This is a genomic window from Streptomyces sp. NPDC059828 (assembly GCF_042731955.1).
GTDB lineage: Bacteria > Actinomycetota > Actinomycetes > Streptomycetales > Streptomycetaceae > Streptomyces.
The window spans coordinates 1-14,229 of record NZ_JBHWIW010000041.1 but is presented as its reverse complement, the minus strand read 5'-3'; the positions used below and the strand labels follow the sequence as shown (position 1 = coordinate 14,229).

Below are 14,229 nucleotides of genomic sequence, written 5' to 3'. Positions count from 1 at the left end.
CTCTGGGTGCACGGGCCGGGCGTCAGCCCAGCTCGTGGGCGTAGGGCGGCTCCGCCCCCGTGCGCGAGCAGGTCAGCGCAGCCGCCCGGGCCGCGAATTCGAGGACATCGGTCCAGTCGATCGTGTCCATGGCGTCCAGGGCGCCCGGGGAGAGTGCGTCCCGGCGCCCCAAGGCGTGCAGCAGCGCCGCGTTCACCGTGTCGCCGGCGCCGATGGTGTCCACCACCGTCACCGGCTCGGCGGGCACGGAGACCTTCCTGCCCTGCCGGGTGAACACCGTGAGGCCCTGGTCGCCGCGCGTCACCACCACCGCGGCCGGCCCCCGCCCCGCAAGCCACCGCCCGGGATCCCCGCCCAGCCAGGCCGCGTCGTCCTCGGACAGCTTCAGCAGCGACACCGAGGGGAGCCAGCCGTCGAAGCGGGCCCTGTAGGCCTCGCCGTCGGGGATCAGACCCTGGCGTACGTTCGGATCGAGCAGGGTGAAGCGCCCCCGGGAGGCCTCCCGCCGTAGCAGGGCCTCATAGGCACTGGCCCCCGGCTCCAGCGCCAGCGAGCAGGTCCCGAACGCCAATGCCCGGACCTCCTCGGGGAGTTCGGTCGGCAGTTCGAAGAGCCGGTCCGCGCTGCCGTTGGCGTAGAAGCCGTAGTGCGCCGACCCGTCCGCCCCGATCGAGGCGACAGCGAGCGTCGTCGGCTCGGGACCGCGCTGCACCAGCGAGGTCCCGACGCCCGCCGCGTGCAGCCCGCCGAGCAGGGCCTCGCCGAAGCCGTCCGTCGACACCCGCGAACAGAAGGTGACCGGCGCGCCGAGCCGCCCCAGCGCCACCGCCGTGTTGTACGGGCCGCCGCCGAGCCTGGGCAGCAGCGCGGGCAGGGGCCGGCCGCCGGCCGCAGCCCGCTGCGGGACCAGATCGATCAGGGACTCACCGGCGACGACGATCACGCCCGGAACGTAACCCATCGTTCCGCTCGGGCGACAGTGAGTCGGAACGCCACCCGTCCGCCCACCCGCTCGTGGGGGCCGCGAACTGCGCCGGTATCGTCGCTTCTGTCACCCGAGTGGCGCACCGGCACCCGCACCTGCCTGCGCACCCGCCCCGACCCCGACCCGTGGAGTGCGCATGTCCGGTCAGTCTCCCGCCCGCCGCACCGTGCTGAAGGGCGCCGCGCTCGCGGGGGCGGCAGGGCTGGGAGCCGCCGCCTGTTCCACCGAGTCCAAGCTCGGTCACGCCGAGGTACCCACCCCGACTGCGCCCGTCGACCTCGGCGCCGCGGACGCCGTCCCCGTCGGCGGCGCGAAGCTCTACCGGGAGCAGCGGCTGGTGGTCCACTGCCCGGCGGCGGGCCAGTATAGGGCGTTCAGCGCACAGTGCACCCACGCGGGCTGCGTCCTGGACAAGCTCGAGGGTACCGAGGGCAACTGCCCCTGCCACGGCAGCCGCTTCGACGTGACGTCGGGCGACGCCGTCAAGGGACCGGCGACCGTGCCGCTGCCGGAGGTCCCGGTCAGCGTGCGGGACGGAAAGCTCGTCGCGGGCCCGCAGGCCTGACCGACTCGGCACCGGGCGCCTGACCCCGGTCCGCGGGACCCTGGCGCGAACCCGCCCGAGACCTTGGCGCGAAGGCGTCACGCGCCCCCGAGGCGAGGCCCGGTTGTCGGCGCCCGCCAGTAGGGTGGGCGGCATGGCAGACCCCTCCAGCTACCGCCCCAAGCCGGGACAGATCCCCGACTCGCCAGGGGTCTACAAGTTCCGTGACGAGCACCGCCGGGTGATCTACGTCGGCAAGGCGAAGAGCCTGCGGCAGCGTCTCGCCAACTACTTCCAGGACCTGGCGAGTCTGCATCCGCGCACCCGCACCATGGTGACCACGGCGGCCTCCGTGGAGTGGACGGTCGTCTCCACGGAGGTGGAGGCGCTTCAGCTGGAGTACTCCTGGATCAAGGAGTTCGACCCCCGGTTCAACGTCAAGTACCGCGACGACAAGAGCTATCCGTATCTCGCGGTGACGATGAACGAGGAGTTCCCGCGGGTCCAGGTCATGCGCGGGGCCAAGCGCAAGGGCGTGCGCTACTTCGGTCCCTACGGCCACGCCTGGGCGATCCGCGAGACCGTCGATCTGATGCTCCGGGTCTTCCCCGTACGGACCTGCTCCGCGGGTGTCTTCAAGAACGCCGTGCGCACCGGCCGCCCCTGCCTGCTCGGCTACATCGGCAAGTGCTCGGCACCCTGTGTGCGGCGGGTCACCCCGGACGAGCACCGCGAACTGGCCGAGGGTTTCTGCGACTTCATGACGGGCCGCACCGGTACCTACATTCGCCGCCTGGAGAAGGACATGATGGCGGCGGCCGAGGAGATGGAGTACGAGCGGGCGGGCAGGCTCCGTGACGACATAGAGGCCCTCAAACGGGCCATGGAGAAGAACGCCGTCGTGCTGGCCGACGCGACCGACGCCGATCTGATCGCGGTCGCCGAGGACGAGCTGGAAGCGGCCGTCCAGATCTTCCATGTCCGGGGCGGCCGGGTGCGCGGTCAGCGCGGCTGGGTCACCGACAAGGTGGAGGCCGTGGACACGGCGGGTCTGGTCGAGCACGCTCTGCAACAGCTCTACGGGGAGGAGAGCGGCGACACCGTCCCCAAGGAGGTGCTCGTGCCCGCCCTGCCGGACGATCTCGACGCGGTCGGCCAGTGGCTGAGCGGCAGGCGCGGATCGAACGTCTCCCTGCGCATTCCGCAGCGGGGCGACAAGAAGGACCTGATGGCCACGGTCGGACGCAATGCCCAGCAGGCCCTGGTGCTGCACAAGACCAAGCGCGCAAGCGATCTCACGACGCGCTCCCGGGCCCTGGAGGAGATCGCGGAGGCCTTGGAGCTGGACTCCGCACCGCTGCGCATCGAGTGCTTCGACATCTCGCACCTCCAGGGCGAGGACGTCGTCGCGTCCATGGTCGTCTTCGAGGACGGGCTGCCCCGCAAGGGCGAGTACCGGCGGTTCCAGATCAAGGGATTCGAGGGACAGGACGATGTCCGCTCGATGCACGAGGTGATCAGCCGGCGCTTCAAGCGCTATCTGGCCGAGAAGGAGAAGACGGGGGAGTGGGATCTCGCCGACGGCGGAGATGTGAGTGGTGCGATTGCGGCGAGTGGCGGGAGCGGCGTCGGTGAGGGGGCCGTCGCGGCCGGTGAGATCCCCTCGCCGTCCGCCGCGGCCGACAACGGCCGGCCCAGGAAGTTCGCGTACCCTCCCCAGCTCGTGCTCGTCGACGGTGGCCGGCCACAGGTCGCCGCCGCCCAGCGGGCGCTGGACGAGCTGGGCATCGATGACGTCGCGGTCTGCGGTATCGCCAAGCGCATGGAGGAGATCTGGCTGCCGGGCGAGGACGATCCGGTGGTGCTGCCGCGCTCCAGCGAGGGGCTCTATCTCATCCAGCGCGTCCGCGACACCGCTCATGACTTCGCGATCCGCTACCAGCGCTCCAAGCGCACCAAACGGCTGCGCACCAGCCCCCTGGACGACGTACCCGGTCTCGGTGAATCCCGGAAACAGGCGCTGATCAAGCATTTCGGCTCGGTGAAGCGCCTGCGGCAGGCGACAATCGAGCAGATCTGCGAGGTGCCGGGCATGGGCCGCAAGACGGCGGCGTCCGTCGTCCTCGCGCTCTCCGAAGCGGCCCCGGCCGCGCCCGCCGTGAACACGGCGACAGGAGAGATCATTGAAGAGGAAGCGGACCATGGGATTCCGGGTCGCGGGATACCGGGCCACGGGACGCCGGCGCAGAGCACGACCGAGAACGGGGGCAGCACGGAATGAGCGATCAGGACAGAGCCGGGCGCATGGACCGTGAAGAACGCCTTGAAGAACACGGAGCAGGAGACGTGAGTACGGGAACGACCCCCGAAGCCGGGCCGGCCGCCGAGGCCGCCATCCCCGAGCTGGTGATCATCTCCGGAATGTCGGGCGCGGGCCGCAGCACCGCGGCGAAGTGCCTGGAGGACCTCGGCTGGTTCGTCGTCGACAACCTGCCGCCCGCGCTGATCCCCACCATGGTGGAGCTCGGCGCACGGTCCCAGGGCAATGTGGCCCGTATCGCCGTCGTCGTGGACGTCCGCGGCCGGCGGTTCTTCGACAACCTCCGCGAGTCACTCGCGGACCTCGACGCCAAGCAGGTCACCCGTCGGATCGTCTTCCTGGAGTCGTCCGACGACGCCCTGGTGCGCCGATTCGAGTCGGTGCGCCGCCCGCACCCGCTCCAGGGCGACGGCCGGATCGTGGACGGCATCGCCGCCGAGCGCGACCTGCTGCGGGAGCTGCGCGGCGACGCCGACCTGGTGATCGACACCTCCAGCCTCAACGTCCATGAGCTGCGCGCCAAGATGGACGCCCAGTTCGCGGGTGACGAGGAGCCGGAGCTGCGGGCCACCGTCATGTCCTTCGGCTACAAGTACGGGCTGCCCGTCGACGCCGACCTCGTGGTGGACTGCCGTTTCCTGCCGAACCCGCACTGGGTCCCGGAGCTGCGCCCGTTCACCGGGCTCAACGAGGAGGTGTCCGGTTACGTCTTCGACCAGCCGGGCGCCAAGGAGTTCCTGAACCAGTACACCGAGCTGCTCCAGCTGATCGCGGCGGGCTACCGCCGCGAGGGCAAGCGGTATGTGACCATCGCCGTCGGCTGCACCGGGGGCAAGCACCGCTCCGTCGCCATGTCGGAGAAGCTCGCCGCACGCCTCGGCTCCGAGGGCATCGAGACCGTGGTCGTCCACCGTGACATGGGGCGCGAGTGACCGGTCGCACACTTCGGCTGCGCCGGCTGCGGGGCACCGACGCCCCGGGGTCCGGCCGCAGGCGCGGCACCCAGCCCAAGGTCGTCGCACTCGGCGGCGGGATGGGGCTGTCCGCCTCGCTCGCCGCCCTGCGCCGGATCACCGGCGACCTCACCGCCGTCGTCACGGTCGCCGACGACGGCGGCTCCAGCGGCCGGCTCCGCAAGGAGCTGGGCGTGCTGCCCCCGGGCGATCTCCGCAAGGCGCTGGCGGCGCTGTGCGGCGACGACGACTGGGGGCAGACCTGGGCCAGGGTCATCCAGCACCGTTTCCAGTCACAGGGCGAGCTGCACGAGCACGCGGTCGGCAATCTGCTGATCGTCGCCCTCTGGGAGCAGCTCGGTGATCATGTGCAGGCGCTGGACCTGGTCGGCAGGCTGCTCGGGGCCCATGGCCGGGTGCTGCCCATGTCCGCGGTGCCGCTGGAGCTCCAGGCACTGGTCAGGGGCCATGATCCGCAGCGGCCGGAGGAGATCACCACGGTCCGGGGGCAGGCGACCGTGGCGCTCACCCCTGGGGAAGTGCAGTCCGTGCACCTCGTACCGAACGACCCGCCGGCGGTTCCGGAGGCCGTCGAGGCCGTGCGTGACGCCGATTGGGTGGTACTCGGACCCGGTTCGTGGTTCTCCTCGGTGATCCCTCACCTGCTCGTCCCCGAACTGCACGACGCGCTGGTGGAGACTAAGGCGCGCCGTGTGCTGTCCCTCAATCTGGCGCCGCAGCCGGGAGAAACGGAAGGCTTCTCCCCGCAGCGTCATGTGGAGGTTTTGGCGCGACACGCCCCTAAACTCGCCCTGGACGTGGTGCTGGCCGATGAGGCGGCGGTGCCCGACCGGGAGTCCCTCGCCGACGCGGCGAAGCGGCTCGGTGCCGCGGTCGAGCTGGCTCCGGTGGCGTTGCGCGGGAGTGCTGCCCAGGCCGAGGAAGGCTCTGGTGCTGGTTCGGCCCGGCATGACCCGGAGCTGCTGGCCGCCGCGTACGACCGTATTTTTCGGATGCATGGAAGGATCGGCCCATGGCGATGACGGCAGCGGTGAAGGACGAAATCTCCCGGCTCCCCGTCACCCGGACCTGCTGTAGAAAGGCGGAGGTCTCGGCGATCCTGAGGTTCGCTGGCGGGCTGCACCTGGTGAGCGGACGCATCGTGATCGAGGCGGAGCTGGACACGGGGATCGCGGCGCGCAGGCTCCGCAAGGACATCCTGGAGATCTTCGGTCACTCCTCGGATCTGGTGGTGATGGCTCCCGGAGGGCTGCGGCGCGGCTCGCGCTATGTCGTGCGGGTCGTGGCGGGCGGTGACCAACTGGCCCGTCAGACCGGTCTGGTGGACGGCCGGGGCCGCCCCATCCGCGGGCTGCCCCCGCAGGTGGTCTCCGGTGCGACCTGTGACGCGGAGGCGGCCTGGCGCGGGGCCTTCCTGGCGCATGGCTCGCTGACCGAGCCCGGCCGCTCCTCCTCCCTTGAGGTGACATGCCCGGGCCCGGAGGCGGCGCTGGCGCTGGTGGGTGCCGCCCGTCGGCTGTCCATTGCAGCGAAGGCGCGTGAGGTGCGCGGTGTCGACCGTGTGGTGGTCCGTGACGGTGACGCGATCGGCGCGCTGCTGACACGGCTCGGCGCCCATGAGTCAGTGCTGGCGTGGGAGGAGCGGCGGATGCGGCGTGAGGTCCGTGCCACCGCCAACCGCCTCGCCAACTTCGATGACGCCAACCTCCGCCGCTCGGCCCGCGCGGCGGTGGCCGCTGGGGCCCGGGTGCAGCGTGCGCTGGAGATCCTCGGCGAGGAGGTGCCCGAGCACCTCGCCGCGGCGGGCAGGCTGCGTATGGAGCACAAGCAGGCGTCCCTCGAGGAGTTGGGGGCTCTCGCGGACCCACCGCTCACCAAGGACGCGGTCGCGGGCCGTATCCGCCGACTGCTGGCGATGGCCGACAAGCGCGCCCAGGATCTGGGGATCCCGGGCACGGAGTCGAATCTGACGGAGGAAATGGCCGACGGCCTCGTCGGCTGACGGCCCCGCCGTCTCCGTCCGCCGATGGCCCTGCCGGCTCCGCCGCCGGCCCCTCCGCTGCCGGCCCATCGGCTCAACGAGTGAAATTTCCGCTGCCGGCGCCCGTTTGGGACGCCGGCAGCGGTGTGTCGCTGGACCCCACGCCGTCTTGACATGATCATGAACAGTCATGAGCCTGGCATCTGTTTTCTTTCGCCACAGACGAAAGCAAGAGGGGCTAATGAGACGACGAGCGAGATCGATCCTTGCCGCGACCTCACTCCTGATCGCAGGACTCGCAGCCGCACCACTCGCCCGGGCGGACCAGGGCGCAGCCGGTGACGGACTGTCCGTTTGGCAAGCGAAAGTCACCAAGGCGCAAGTGCCGCTGCTCCTCGCGGCCGGTGCCGACGGTCATGAGCTGACTGCCCAGGTGCCCGACAAGGGCACCGCCACCGTCGAGCTGTACCTCACCGATGAGCAGGCCGGACAGCTGCGGGCCCAGCACATCGACCTCACGAAGCACACCGTGTCCCGCTCCGCGGCCCGACGTCTCGCCGCCGCCGGCGACGGGGTCTTCCGCCCCTACAGCGGCGAAGGCGGCATCAAGGAGGAAGTCCTCGCCGCCGCCGAAGCCCACCCCTCGATCACCAAGGTCGAGAGCATCGGCAAGACGGTGCAGGGCCAGGACATCCTCGCCCTCAAGGTCACCAAGGGCGCCAAGAGGTACGCCGACGGCGCCAAGCCCGCCACGCTGTACATGTCCAACCAGCACGCGCGTGAGTGGATCACCCCGGAGATGACCCGCCGGCTGATGCACCACTATCTGACGGGCTACGGCAAGGACCCCCGTATCACGAAGATCCTCAACACCACCGAAGTGTGGTTCCTGATCTCCGCGAACCCCGACGGCTACGACTACACCCACGCCTCCTCGGCCAACCGCCTCTGGCGCAAGAACCTCCGGGACAACAACGGGGACGGCAAGATCACCACCGGTGACGGCGTCGACCTCAACCGGAACTTCGCCTACAAGTGGGGATACGACAACGAGGGCTCGTCGCCCAACCCCGCCAGCGAGACCTATCGCGGGACCGGCGCCGCATCCGAGCCCGAGACCGTCGCGCTCGACCGTTTCCAGAAGCGCATCGGCTTCGCCTACGGCATCAACTACCACTCCGCCGCCGAACTGCTGCTGTACGGCGTCGGCTGGCAGGTGGCGACCCCGACCCCCGACGACGTGCTCTACACCGCGCTCGCCGGTACGCCCGACAACTCCGCGGTCCCCGGCTACTACCCGCAGGTCTCGTCCGAGCTCTACACCACCAACGGCGAGGCCGACGGCCATGCGGCCAACATCAACGGGATGATGATGTTCACCCCGGAGATGAGCACCTGTCAGACGGTCTCCAACAGCGTCCCGGACGATGCCTGGAAGGCCCAGGACTGCCAGTCGGGCTTCAACTTCCCCGACGACGAGAAGCTGATCCAGACGGAGTTCGCCAAGAACATCGACTTCGCGCTGTCCGTCGCCGAGACCACCGCCCACCCCGACCAGCCGTCCTCACCGGTCGGCCTCACGGCGGCGGACTTCACCATCGACCCGTTCACCACCTCCTACGCACGCGGCGGTAACCAGGAGGTGGCCGTCACCGTCCGCAAGTCCGTGCGCGACAAGGAGCTCAAGTACCGCGTCAACGGCGGGCGTACGTACGACATGGCCCTGCGCCCCTGGAAGGGCGGTGAGAAGTACGGCGGCGAGGACAACATCCGCTTCGACGAGTACCGGGCCAAGGTGATGGACGGTGACGTCGGCGACAAGGTCGAGGTCTGGTTCACCGGCGAGACCCGCAGCGGAAAGCGCACCTCCAGCGACCACTTCACCTACACCATCGCGCCCCGGCCCAAGGCCGACACCGTCGTGGTCGCCGAAGAAGGCGCAGCCGCCCAGCACGCCCAGGCCTACGTCGACGCGCTGAAGGCCAACGGCCGCAAGGCCGTCGTCTGGGACGTGGCCACCCAGGGCCCCCCGCATCCGCTCGGTGTCCTCGGGCACTTCTCCACCGCCGTCCACTACACCGGGGCCCAAGCCCCCGGCGGCCCCACCCAGCTGGCCCTGCGCGACTTCATCAACGAGGGCGGCAAGCTGATCGAGGCCGGTGAACTGGCCGGTGGCAACGCCCAGGTCGGCAGGGCGGCCACCAACGACTTCAGCCAGTACTACCTCGGTGCCTACGGACGCACCTCGGCCTCCACCGCGAACGGCTTCACCGGCGCGGGGGACCTCATCGGATCCACCGGCGCGCTCGGCGCGGCCTCGGGCAACCCGCTGAACGCGGCAGGTATGTACACGGTCACGTCGGACACCCTGCCCGCCGCCGAGTTCCCCCAGTTCGCCAGCGCCCAGGCGGGCCGGTACAGCGGTGTGACCAACCCGTACGCCCCGTACGCGGGCCAGTGGATGGTCTCCGCGACGCACGACGACAACGACTGGAAGCGCCTGACCCGGGCCGTCGACCTCACCGGGGTCGCGGCTGCCGACAGCCCGAAGCTGAAGCTCGCCCTCAACTGGAACACCGAGCCCGGCTACGACCACGCGGTGCTCGAAGCCCGCACGGCAGGCGCCGACGACTGGACCACGCTGCCCGAGGCCGGCGGCCTGACCAGCACGACCGTCCCCGAAGAGTGTGAGGCCGGCTTCTTCGTCAACGGCCATCCCTTCCTGCGCCACTACCTCACCCTCGACGCCGGAGGCTGCACCGCGAGCGGCACCAGCGGGGCGTGGAACAGCTTCACCGGCTCGTCGGGCGGCTGGAAGCAGGTCACATTCGACCTGAGTGCCTACGCGGGCAAGACGGTCGAGCTGTCCCTCAGCTCCATCACCGACCCGGGCAGCGGCGGACGCGGAGTCTTCGCCGACAACGCCGCCCTGGTCATCGGCGGCACGGAGAAGGACGGCGAGGGCTTCGAGACCTCGCTCGGCAACTGGACCACCCCCGGCGCACCGGAGGGCAGTCCGGTGATCGAGGGCGACTGGGCGCGGTCGGGAGAGCTGTTCGCCTCCTACGCGGCCGTCACCACCCGTGACACGGTCCTGCTGGGCTTCGGACTCGAGCACGTCACCGAACCCGCGGCCCGCGCCCAGCTCGTAGGGAAGGCACTGAGAGCACTTCGCCGCTGACACAGGGTGTTCAATTCCCCGGCACGGGAACGGCGGCCCGCATCTTACTCATGGGTACGGGTCGCCGTCTCGTTTCCGCTCCGTGGCCGATGTCACTGCGGGGCCCCGCGGAGAGGTAGGGTCATAAGCGGTCGGGGACATCCCTATAAATGCTCGCCGGGCGCTGAAACCCGGCGTACCTAACGAGGAGATCGGTTCGTGACGATCCGCGTAGGCATCAACGGCTTCGGCCGCATCGGCCGTAACTACTTCCGCGCGCTGCTGGAGCAGGGCGCTGACATCGAGATCGTGGCTGTCAACGACCTGGGAGACACCGCGACCACGGCTCACCTGCTGAAGTACGACACCATCCTCGGTCGGCTCAAGGCGGAGGTCAGCCACACCGCCGACACGATCACCGTCGACGGCCACACGATCAAGGTGCTCTCCGAGCGCGACCCCGCCGACATCCCGTGGGGTGAGCTGGGCGTCGACATCGTCATCGAGTCGACCGGCATCTTCACCAAGAAGGCCGACGCCGAGAAGCACATCGCTGGCGGCGCCAAGAAGGTCCTGATCTCGGCCCCCGCCTCCGACGAGGACATCACCATCGTCATGGGCGTCAACCAGGACAAGTACGACGCGGCCAGTCACCACGTCATCTCCAACGCGTCCTGCACCACCAACTGCGTGGCCCCGATGGCGAAGGTCCTCGACGAGAACTTCGGCGTCGTCAAGGGGCTGATGACCACCGTCCACGCCTACACCAACGACCAGCGGATTCTCGACTTCCCGCACAAGGACCTGCGCCGCGCACGCGCCGCCGCGGAGAACATCATCCCGACCTCGACCGGTGCCGCCAAGGCCACCGCCCTGGTTCTGCCGCAGCTCAAGGGCAAGCTGGACGGCATCGCCATGCGGGTCCCCGTCCCGACCGGCTCCGTCACCGACCTCGTCGTGGAGCTCGACCGCGAGGTCACCAGGGACGAGATCAACACCGCCTTCCAGAAGGCCGCCGAGGGCGAGCTCAAGGGCATCCTGGAGTACACCGAGGACCCGATCGTCTCCTCGGACATCGTCAACTGGCCGGCCTCCTGCACCTTCGACTCGCAGCTCACCATGTCGCAGGGCAAGCAGATCAAGATCGTCGGCTGGTACGACAACGAGTGGGGCTACTCCAACCGCCTTGTCGACCTGACCGTGTTCGTCGGCAACCAGCTCTGATCCTCGGCCGGTAGCACAGCGATGTGAGCAGCAGGGCCTGGCCAGCGCAAAGAAGCGCTGGCCGGGCCCTGTAGCGTGTCCTCGCCCTCTCTAGGAGTCATCACAGCATGAAGACGATCGACGAACTCCTCGCCGAAGGAGTCACCGGCAAGCGGGTCTTCGTCCGCGCCGATCTCAATGTGCCGCTCGACGGCACCACCATCACCGACGACGGTCGAATCCGCGCCGTGCTGCCCACCGTGAAGGCCCTCGTGGACGCGGGCGCCCGGGTTGTGGTCGCCTCCCACCTCGGCCGCCCCAAGGGTGCCCCGGACCCGGCCTTCTCGCTCGCCCCGGCCGCCGCGCGCCTCGGTCAGCTGCTCGGGAACGATGTCGCCTTCGCGACCGACACGGTCGGTGATTCGGCGCGTACGACGGTCGACGGCCTCGCCGACGGCCAGGTCGCCGTGATCGAGAACCTGCGCTTCAACCCCGGTGAGACCGCCAAGGACGACGCCGAGCGCGCCGCCTTCGCCGACCAGCTCGCCGCACTCGCGGACGTCTACGTCGGCGACGGCTTCGGAGCCGTGCACCGCAAGCACGCCTCGGTCTTCGACCTCCCGGCACGGCTGCCGCATGCTGCCGGCTACCTGATCGCCACCGAGGTCGGCGTGCTCAGGAAGCTCACCGAGGATGTCCGGCGTCCCTATGTGGTCGTGCTCGGCGGCGCCAAGGTCTCCGACAAGCTCGCGGTCATCGACCAGCTCCTCGGCAAGGCCGACCGTCTGCTGATCGGAGGCGGAATGGCGTACACCTTCCTGAAGGCCAAGGGCTACGAGGTCGGTGTCTCCCTCCTTCAGGAGGACCAGATCCCGGTGGTCACCGAGTACATGGAGCGTGCCGAGAAGAGCGGCGTCGAACTGGTGCTGCCGGTCGACGTGCTCGCCTCCTCGGAGTTCCCCGACCTGAAGACCAAGGCTCCGGCCGACTACGACGTCGTCGACGCCGACAAGATCCCCTCCGACAAGGAGGGCCTGGACATCGGCCCGAAGACGCGCGAGCTGTACGCGTCGAAGATCGCCGACGCCGAGACCGTGTTCTGGAACGGTCCGGTGGGCGTCTTCGAGCATCCCGACTACGCGGGGGGCACCCGCGCCATCGCCCAGGCACTCGTCGACGGCAAGGCCTTCACCGTCGTCGGCGGCGGCGACTCGGCCGCCGCCGTACGTACGCTCGGCTTCGACGAGAACACCTTCGGCCACATCTCGACCGGTGGCGGCGCGAGCCTCGAGTATCTCGAGGGCAAGACGCTTCCCGGCCTCGCCGCACTGGAGGACTGATCCACCGATGAGCACCCGCACCCCGCTGATGGCGGGCAACTGGAAGATGAACCTCAACCACCTCGAGGCCATCGCCCACGTCCAGAAGCTCGCGTTCGCCCTGGCGGACAAGGACTACGACGCCGTCGAGGTCGCCGTACTGGCACCCTTCACCGATCTGCGTTCCGTGCAGACGCTGGTGGACGGCGACAAGCTGAAGATCAAGTACGGCGCTCAGGACATCTCGGCGCACGACTCCGGCGCCTACACCGGCGAGATCTCGGGCCCCATGCTCGCCAAGCTGAAGTGTGCCTACGTCGCCGTCGGACACTCCGAGCGACGGCAGTACCACGCTGAGTCCGACGAGCTCTGCAACGCCAAGGTGAAGGCCGCCTTCAAGCACGGCCTGACCCCGATCCTCTGTGTGGGCGAGGGCCTGGACATCCGCAAGGCCGGACAGCAGGTCGAGTACACCCTGAAGCAGCTCGACGGCGGCCTCGAGGGCATCCCGGCCGAACAGGCCGAGACCATCGTGATCGCCTACGAGCCGGTCTGGGCCATCGGCACCGGCGAGGTGGCGACCCCTGAGGACGCCCAGGAGGTCTGCGCGGCGATCCGTGGCCGGCTCGCTGAGCTGTACAACCAGGACGTGGCCGACAAGGTCCGGATCCAGTACGGCGGCTCGGTGAAGGCCGGGAACGTCGCGGCGATCATGGCCCAGCCCGATGTGGACGGCGCCTTGGTGGGTGGCGCGGCACTGGACGCCGACGAGTTCGTCAGGATCGTCCGTTTCCGCGACCAGTGAGTAGGCCGTAGCGGCGATCCCGTCGTACCCTTGCGGGGGCCGGACCCTGGGGTCCGGCCCCCGGTTCCTTGATCAGCCTCCGGGGTTTGATCAGTTGCTTTGTTCCTGTCCAGTCGTGTCCTGTCCGAGGAAGTTGGTCCAGCCGTGATTATGGGGTTCTCGATCGCCCTGATCGTCTTCAGCCTGCTGCTGATGCTGCTGGTGCTGATGCACAAGGGGAAGGGCGGCGGCCTCTCCGACATGTTCGGTGGCGGTATGCAGTCGTCCGTCGGCGGCTCCTCGGTCGCCGAGCGCAACCTCGACCGCATCACCGTCGTGCTCGGTCTGATGTGGTTCGCGTGCATTGTCGTGCTTGGTCTGCTGATGAAGCTGGACAGCTGACGCACATCGGGCGCTTCTGGGGTGGGGTGTAACTCCAATCACTGGACGCGCGTTGGGCCTTACGTAGACTGGGGCATCCTCGAGCACCATCACGCAGGGAGTTACAACCGTGGCAAGTGGCAACGCGATCCGGGGAAGCCGGGTCGGAGCGGGGCCGATGGGGGAGGCCGAGCGGGGAGAATCCGCGCCGCGTCTCCGCATCTCCTTCTGGTGCTCGAACGGGCACGAGACGCAGCCGAGCTTCGCCAGCGACGCACAGGTTCCGGATCACTGGGACTGCCCGCGCTGCGGGTTCCCGGCCGGTCAGGACCGGGACAACCCGCCGGACCCGCCGCGCACCGAGCCGTACAAGACGCATCTGGCGTATGTACGGGAGCGGCGCAGCGACGCGGACGGTGAGGCGATCCTCGCCGAGGCGCTCGCCAAGCTCCGGGGCGAGATCTGAGCGGCCGGCGCTCATCGACTGACAGCGGGCCCGGCTTTCACAGGAAATGACTGTTTCCTGTGATAGCGGGGCCCGCGGCCGGCTGTCAGTGGTGGCCTCTACCGTCGTGCGC

General features: G+C 69.4%; 12 protein-coding genes. 11 read left to right on the top strand and 1 reads right to left on the bottom strand.

Annotated elements, in window-relative coordinates; genetic code table 11:
* Window positions 1-22: 22 nt before the first annotated feature.
* On the bottom strand, window positions 23-943 hold the full coding sequence (locus ACFV6V_RS23030) for a carbohydrate kinase (RefSeq protein ID WP_385568030.1): 921 nt from the start codon (window positions 941-943) through the stop codon (window positions 23-25).
* A 178-nt stretch (window positions 944-1,121) separates the two neighbouring features.
* On the opposite strand from ACFV6V_RS23030, the gene ACFV6V_RS23025 reads away from it, so the two are divergent.
* The 11 genes from ACFV6V_RS23025 (at window position 1,122) to ACFV6V_RS22975 (ending at window position 14,117) form a co-directional block, all read left to right on the top strand.
* Window positions 1,122-1,550, top strand: a complete 429-nt coding sequence (locus ACFV6V_RS23025) for a Rieske (2Fe-2S) protein (protein WP_385568028.1) — start codon at window positions 1,122-1,124, stop codon at window positions 1,548-1,550.
* 133 nt (window positions 1,551-1,683) lie between these two features.
* A complete protein-coding gene (gene uvrC / locus ACFV6V_RS23020) occupies window positions 1,684-3,810 on the top strand; it encodes an excinuclease ABC subunit UvrC (RefSeq protein WP_385568025.1) in 2,127 nt (708 codons plus the stop codon).
* Window positions 3,807-4,781 carry an RNase adapter RapZ gene (rapZ, locus tag ACFV6V_RS23015; RefSeq protein ID WP_385568024.1) on the top strand — a complete coding sequence of 325 codons (975 nt, stop codon included), beginning with the start codon at window positions 3,807-3,809 and terminating at the stop codon, window positions 4,779-4,781. The genes uvrC and rapZ overlap by 4 nt, the downstream gene beginning before the upstream one ends.
* Window positions 4,778-5,845, top strand: coding sequence for a uridine diphosphate-N-acetylglucosamine-binding protein YvcK (yvcK, locus tag ACFV6V_RS23010; protein WP_385568021.1), 1,068 nt, complete (start codon window positions 4,778-4,780; stop codon window positions 5,843-5,845). The genes rapZ and yvcK overlap by 4 nt, the downstream gene beginning before the upstream one ends.
* A complete protein-coding gene (gene whiA, locus ACFV6V_RS23005; protein ID WP_093653140.1) occupies window positions 5,836-6,825 on the top strand; it encodes a DNA-binding protein WhiA in 990 nt (329 codons plus the stop codon). Before yvcK ends, whiA begins: the two co-directional genes overlap by 10 nt.
* A gap of 220 nt (window positions 6,826-7,045) precedes the next feature.
* Window positions 7,046-9,985, top strand: coding sequence for a M14 family zinc carboxypeptidase (locus tag ACFV6V_RS23000; protein WP_385568019.1), 2,940 nt, complete (start codon window positions 7,046-7,048; stop codon window positions 9,983-9,985).
* Between the two features lie 198 nt (window positions 9,986-10,183).
* On the top strand, window positions 10,184-11,188 hold the full coding sequence (gene gap, locus ACFV6V_RS22995) for a type I glyceraldehyde-3-phosphate dehydrogenase (RefSeq protein WP_385568016.1): 1,005 nt from the start codon (window positions 10,184-10,186) through the stop codon (window positions 11,186-11,188).
* Window positions 11,189-11,295: 107 nt separating this feature from the next.
* Entirely contained in the window at window positions 11,296-12,507 is a 1,212-nt protein-coding gene (locus ACFV6V_RS22990) for a phosphoglycerate kinase (protein WP_385568014.1), read from the top strand.
* Window positions 12,508-12,514: 7 nt separating this feature from the next.
* A complete protein-coding gene (tpiA, locus tag ACFV6V_RS22985) occupies window positions 12,515-13,291 on the top strand; it encodes a triose-phosphate isomerase (protein WP_385568011.1) in 777 nt (258 codons plus the stop codon).
* Window positions 13,292-13,441: 150 nt separating this feature from the next.
* On the top strand, window positions 13,442-13,672 hold the full coding sequence (gene secG, locus ACFV6V_RS22980) for a preprotein translocase subunit SecG (protein ID WP_361278633.1): 231 nt from the start codon (window positions 13,442-13,444) through the stop codon (window positions 13,670-13,672).
* Between the two features lie 109 nt (window positions 13,673-13,781).
* The gene (locus ACFV6V_RS22975; RefSeq protein WP_351570973.1) at window positions 13,782-14,117 is read left to right on the top strand and encodes an RNA polymerase-binding protein RbpA; all 336 of its coding nucleotides are present in this window, start codon (window positions 13,782-13,784) and stop codon (window positions 14,115-14,117) included.
* Window positions 14,118-14,229 lie beyond the last annotated feature (112 nt).

Bases quoted from the DNA above. Each gene is read 5' to 3' on its own strand.
- ACFV6V_RS23025 (WP_385568028.1), top strand. From the start codon at position 1,122: ATGTCCGGTCAGTCTCCCGCCCGCCGCACCGTGCTGAAGGGCGCCGCG.
- uvrC (WP_385568025.1), top strand. From the start codon at position 1,684: ATGGCAGACCCCTCCAGCTACCGCCCCAAGCCGGGACAGATCCCCGAC.
- rapZ (WP_385568024.1), top strand. From the start codon at position 3,807: ATGAGCGATCAGGACAGAGCCGGGCGCATGGACCGTGAAGAACGCCTT.
- whiA (WP_093653140.1), top strand. From the start codon at position 5,836: ATGGCGATGACGGCAGCGGTGAAGGACGAAATCTCCCGGCTCCCCGTC.
- ACFV6V_RS23000 (WP_385568019.1), top strand. From the start codon at position 7,046: ATGAGACGACGAGCGAGATCGATCCTTGCCGCGACCTCACTCCTGATC.
- ACFV6V_RS22990 (WP_385568014.1), top strand. From the start codon at position 11,296: ATGAAGACGATCGACGAACTCCTCGCCGAAGGAGTCACCGGCAAGCGG.
- tpiA (WP_385568011.1), top strand. From the start codon at position 12,515: ATGAGCACCCGCACCCCGCTGATGGCGGGCAACTGGAAGATGAACCTC.
- secG (WP_361278633.1), top strand. From the start codon at position 13,442: ATGGGGTTCTCGATCGCCCTGATCGTCTTCAGCCTGCTGCTGATGCTG.